This window comes from Tardiphaga sp., assembly GCF_028290785.1.
Classification (GTDB): Bacteria; Pseudomonadota; Alphaproteobacteria; order Rhizobiales; family Xanthobacteraceae; genus Tardiphaga.
Genome location: NZ_JAQGJD010000397.1, coordinates 1 through 5,129 on the forward strand (window position 1 = coordinate 1; position 5,129 = coordinate 5,129).

Consider the following 5,129-nt stretch of genomic DNA (forward strand, 5'->3'; position numbering starts at 1 on the left):
GAGCCTTCCTGCAAGGCATCATGAGCGACATCGGCAAGGGCGTCGGCGTTCCCAACCCGCTCGCCATGACGATCCCCGAGACCGTCTACATGTGCTTCCAGCTGACCTTCGCGATCATCACCCCGGCGCTGATCGCCGGGGCGCTGGCCGACCGCATGAAGTTCTCCGCCTTCCTGGCCTTCATGGGATCGTGGCTGATCTTCGTCTACTGCCCGATCGCCCACTGGGTGTGGGGCGGCGGCTGGCTGGGCGCCATGGGCGCGCTGGACTACGCCGGCGGCTCGGTCGTCCACCTGAACGCCGGCACCGCGGGCCTGGTGGCCGCGCTGATGCTCGGCAAGCGCAAGGGCCTCGGCACCGAGAACTTCGCGCCGCATAACCTGGCCTATTCGGTCATCGGCGCGTCGCTGCTGTGGGTCGGCTGGTTCGGCTTCAACGTCGGTTCGAACCTGGAAGCCTCGGGCACCGCCGCGCTGGCGATGACCAACACCTTCCTCGCCACCGCGGTTGCGGCAATGGCCTGGATGTTCGCGGAATGGATGACCAAGGGTCACCCCTCGCTGCTCGGCGCCGCTTCCGGCGCGGTTGCCGGCCTCGTCGCCGTCACGCCCGCCTGCGGATTCTCCGGTCCGATGGGTGCGATGGTTCTCGGTCTGGTCGCAGGCGTCGTCTGCCTGTTCTTCTGCACCGTGATCAAGAATGCGCTCGGCTATGACGACTCGCTCGATGTGTTCGGCGTCCATTGCGTCGGCGGCATCATCGGCGCGCTTGCCACCGGCATCCTGGTCAACCCGGCCCTCGGCGGCACGGGCGTCATGGATTACGTCGCCGGCAAGATCGGCGACTACGACATGGTCACCCAGATGATCTCGCAGTGCAAAGCTGTCGCGACCACGCTGGTGTGGTCCGGCGTCGGCTCGGCGATCCTGTTCAAGGTCGTCGATGTCATCGTCGGTCTCCGCGTCAACGTTGAAGTCGAGCGCGAAGGCCTCGACGTCACCGAGCACACCGAACGCGCCTACAACATGTAAGCGCCAAGGCGCGCTGCGGAGGTCTTTCGCAGCGCGCCTCAACGGGATCGGTTGGGGCACATACCCGGCAATGCCACAACCGTCGAAGGGCTCCAGCGCAAGCTGGGGCCCTTCACCTTTTTTGGGGTGCTTGATGCATCAGTTAGGTTCGGGCGCGACTAGCTTCACGCTTGGAAAATAGGTTCGATAACGTTTGGTGTCGCGGGTCAGTATCGAGAGATTCAGGACCGCCGCGTGCGCGCCAATAAAGAAGTCGGGGAGCACTCCGGTTCGGAGCCCGCCCGCCGAACGATAGCGCAAGAATGTCTTGCCCGCGAGGAACAGGGAGGCGCGCGGCATCGGCGCGACTTCGATGCGATACTCGTCTAGCAATGCATCCAGCGTTTCGAAAACGGAAAACCGCGCCGAAACCTCTGCGTAGATGACATCATTGATAATGAGCGGCCCTCGCAACGCGGCCCGGTCCAGTTGCTGTTCCGACCAGTCGGCCCATTCCTGACCTTCGGTTATGACGTCGAGCAGAACATTTGAATCAACCAGTGTCATTCCGGCTCGCCACGAAGTAGCGCCATAATCTCATCGGTGCTCATGCCCGGTCCGGCGCTACCTCGCAGACCTGCAAACCGGCTTGGCTGCTTGGAACCGTCTGCCTTTTCGATCACGACGCTGCCGTCATCAGCAAGCCTGAAGGCCACTTGGCTGCCGGGCCCTATTCCGAGCTGATCTCTAAATGGCTTTGGAATCGTCACTTGGCCCTTGCTCGTAACTCTCGTTGCCATCAGATCTCTCCGGGTAACACCTCGTCGTATATTGGTAATACTAACCAAAACGGCCTGAAAAGTCGATGGTTAATCGCGCCTTAACCTCGGCGTATCATGGTGGTTTGATCCATTTGCCGATCCCGCAAGGCGGTCGGCCGTCTCCGAAAGTGCTGCTTGAGTATGGTGATGTCCGCTTCTTTCCCCGCGGCGCAGGGCGCTGGTGCACCGGCCGGCGAACGTTCGCCGTTCGCGCGGCTGACCGAGCTGTTGGCGCCGTACCAACCGGGCAAGCCGCTAATCACGCTGTCGCTGGGCGAGCCGCAGCATCCGGTGCCGGATTTCGTCGGCCCGGTGCTGGCCAGGCACATCGCCGATTTCGGCCGCTATCCGATGGCCCGCGGCATCGAGCCGTTCCGCCGCGCCGCGGCGACCTGGATGGGGACGCGCTTCGAGTTGCCGCGCCCGCTCGATCCGGAAACCGAAGTGCTGGTGCTGAACGGCAGCCGCGAGGGCCTGTTCTTCGCGGCCATCACCGCGGCACGCTTCGTCGGCCCGCGCAAGGGCCCGCCGGCGATCCTGCTGCCGAATCCGTTTTACCCGGCCTATGGCGCCGGCGCCCGCGCCGCCGGCTGCGAGCCGGTGTTCCTGCCGACCACGCTGGCGAACGGCTTCCTGCCCGATCTCGACGCGCTCGACGAGGCGACCTTGTCGCGCACGGTGGCGATGTATATCGCCTCGCCCGCCAATCCGCAGGGCGCGGTCGCCACTCCCGCTTACTTCAAGCGTCTGCACGAACTCGCGCTGCGCCACGGCTTCATCGTGCTATCCGACGAATGCTATTCGGAGATCTACACCCAGGCGGCCCCCGGCAGCATGCTGGAAGTCGCGGGACCGGACTTCGCCAATGTCGTGGCGTTTCAGTCGTTGTCGAAGCGCTCCAACCTGCCGGGCATGCGGGTCGGCTTCGCCGCCGGCGACAAGAAATTTCTGGCCGCGTTCCACGAGCTGCGCAATGTCGCCGCGCCGCAGGTGCCGGTGCCGCTGCAGCAGGTCGCGGTCGCCGCCTACAGCGACGAGGCGCATGTGGACGAGAACCGCCGGCTATACGGACTCAAATTCGATCTCGCCGACCAGATCCTCGGCAACCGCTACGGCTATGTCAGGCCGGCCGGCGGTTTCTGCCTGTGGCTCGACGTCTCCGCTTTCGGCGGCGACGAGGAAGCGAGCGTGAAACTCTATCGTGACGGCGGCGTGCGCGTAGTGCCCGGAAGCTATCTGGCGCGCCCGCAACCCGACGGCAGCAATCCCGGCGCCGGCTATATTCGCCTGGCGCTGGTGCAGGACAGTGAAACGACGGCCGAGGCATTGCACCGGCTGGTCGCGATTTTGAATTAACGCAGGGCGATATGAGCACCACGATCGAACGCGTCATCCCCCTGGTCGGACAGTTGCCCGCGTCGATACGCGAGATGCTGGCGCGGCGGCTGCGCGAGCTCGCCGGCTTCGGTCTGATCGGCCTGTCCGGCATCGCCGCGGCGGCGCTGATGACATGGTCGGTGCAGGACCCCAGCCTCAGCCACGCCACCTCGCGCGCGATTCGCAACATTGTTGGCTATCCCGGCGCGATTGGCGCCGATCTCCTGATGCAGATCATCGGGCTCGGCTCGATCATGCTGATCCTGCCGGTCGCCGTATGGGGCTGGCGGATGATGACGCACCGGCATTTCGACCGCGAGGCGCTGCGCATTGCGTGCTGGATTCTCTGCACCGTGATCGCCTCGGGCTTCGCCAGTTGCTGGCAGCACGGCGGCTCGTGGCCGCTGCCGACCGGCGTCGGCGGCGTGGTCGGCGACGCGCTGTTTCGTGCGCCGGCGGTGGTGTTCGGCCCGGTCGGCTTCATCTATCGCTTCGTGCTAGGCATCATCCTGGGCACGGCGATGGTCGCCACCTTCCTGATGGCCTGCGGGCTGGGCGCGCAGCCCAAGGAAGAATTCGCCGCCATCGAGGACGACGACACGCCGTTCGACGAGGAAGAACACGATCGCGGTTCGGTCTCGCTGGGCTGGGCCGTGCATGCCGCCATGAGCACCAAGGCGCGGATCGGCCGGCTGCTGTCGATGCTGTACGCCAGGTTCGTGACGTCGGCACCCGAACCGCGCACCGCGGCGTTCGAACGCCAGGAGCCCAATCTCGGCGGCCGTCGCACCAGCCCGCCGATCGCGCCGCAGAGCCGCGACGATCACGACGACGATGAGCACGAAGACCTCGACGAGGAAGAAGAAGACGAGATCGAGGAAGCGCCGGTTGCCCGCGCGCGCAAGAAGCCGGCCAAGGAGCCGGTGCGCAAGAACAACAGCGGCACTTTCGAACTGCCGTCGGTGAGCGTGTTGACCGCGCCGCGCGCCGCCGATCGGCAGCCGCTCAGCAAGGCCGAGCTGGAAACCAATTCGCGCGCGCTGGAAGGCGTGCTGTCGGATTTCGGCGTCCGCGGCGAGATCGTCAAGGCGCATCCGGGCCCGGTGGTGACGCTGTACGAGTTGGAGCCAGCACCTGGTATCAAGTCGTCGCGCGTGATCGGCCTCGCCGACGACATCGCGCGTTCGATGAGCGCGTTGTCGGCACGCGTCGCCGTGGTGCCCGGCCGCAACGCCATCGGCATCGAGCTGCCCAATGCGCATCGCGAGAATGTTTACTTACGCGAACTGCTGACGGTGAAGGACACCAACGAAGGCATCAAGCTGCCGCTATGCCTCGGCAAGAATATCGGCGGCGAATCCATCATCGTCGATCTCGCCCGCATGCCGCATCTCCTGATCGCCGGCACCACCGGCTCCGGCAAATCGGTGGCCATCAACACCATGATCCTCAGCCTGGTGTACCGGCTGCGGCCGGACCAGTGCCGCCTGATCATGGTCGATCCGAAGATGCTCGAGCTATCCGTCTACGACGGCATCCCGCACTTGCTGACGCCCGTCGTAACGGATCCGAAGAAAGCGGTCGTCGCCTTGAAGTGGGCGGTTCGTGAGATGGAGGACCGCTACAAGAAGATGTCCAAGGTCGGTGTGCGCAACATCGACGGCTTCAACGCCCGGGTGGCGGAAGCCAAGCTGCGCGGCGAGGTGATCACCCGCACGGTGCAGACCGGCTACGACCGCGAGACCGGGGAGGCGATCTTCGAGAGCGAGGAGATGGACCTCACGGTGCTGCCCTATATCGTGGTGATCGTCGACGAGATGGCCGACCTGATGATGGTGGCCGGCAAGGACATCGAAGGGGCGATCCAGCGGCTGGCCCAGATGGCCCGGGCGGCCGGCATCCACCTGATCATGGCGACGCA

The 5,129-nt window shown here is 65.1% G+C and carries 5 protein-coding genes; 3 read left to right on the top strand and 2 right to left on the bottom strand.

Features of this window, described 5'->3' with window-relative positions; genetic code table 11:
- Positions 1-1,031: ammonium transporter (locus tag JWR89_RS25160; protein WP_299720919.1), on the top strand; the 1,031-nt coding region annotated here is incomplete at its 5' end.
- A 138-nt stretch (positions 1,032-1,169) separates the two neighbouring features.
- Here the strand turns inward: JWR89_RS25160 and JWR89_RS25165 are convergent.
- Both JWR89_RS25165 and JWR89_RS25170 read right to left on the bottom strand, forming a co-directional pair.
- Positions 1,170-1,577, bottom strand: coding sequence for a type II toxin-antitoxin system VapC family toxin (locus JWR89_RS25165; RefSeq protein WP_299720920.1), 408 nt, complete (start codon positions 1,575-1,577; stop codon positions 1,170-1,172).
- Positions 1,574-1,810: an AbrB/MazE/SpoVT family DNA-binding domain-containing protein gene (locus tag JWR89_RS25170; RefSeq protein WP_299720921.1), complete on the bottom strand. Its 237-nt coding sequence runs from the start codon at positions 1,808-1,810 to the stop codon at positions 1,574-1,576. Before JWR89_RS25170 ends, JWR89_RS25165 begins: the two co-directional genes overlap by 4 nt.
- A 162-nt stretch (positions 1,811-1,972) precedes the next feature.
- On the opposite strand from JWR89_RS25170, the gene JWR89_RS25175 reads away from it, so the two are divergent.
- Together JWR89_RS25175 and JWR89_RS25180 are read left to right on the top strand one after the other, a co-directional pair.
- Positions 1,973-3,187, top strand: coding sequence for an aminotransferase class I/II-fold pyridoxal phosphate-dependent enzyme (locus JWR89_RS25175; protein ID WP_299720923.1), 1,215 nt, complete (start codon positions 1,973-1,975; stop codon positions 3,185-3,187).
- Between the two features lie 11 nt (positions 3,188-3,198).
- Positions 3,199-5,129 (top strand): DNA translocase FtsK (locus tag JWR89_RS25180; RefSeq protein WP_299720922.1); only part of this gene is annotated, 1,931 nt, incomplete at its 3' end.

Bases quoted from the DNA above. Each gene is read 5' to 3' on its own strand.
- JWR89_RS25175 (WP_299720923.1), top strand. From the start codon at position 1,973: ATGGTGATGTCCGCTTCTTTCCCCGCGGCGCAGGGCGCTGGTGCACCG.
- JWR89_RS25170 (WP_299720921.1), bottom strand. From the start codon at position 1,810: ATGGCAACGAGAGTTACGAGCAAGGGCCAAGTGACGATTCCAAAGCCA.
- JWR89_RS25165 (WP_299720920.1), bottom strand. From the start codon at position 1,577: ATGACACTGGTTGATTCAAATGTTCTGCTCGACGTCATAACCGAAGGT.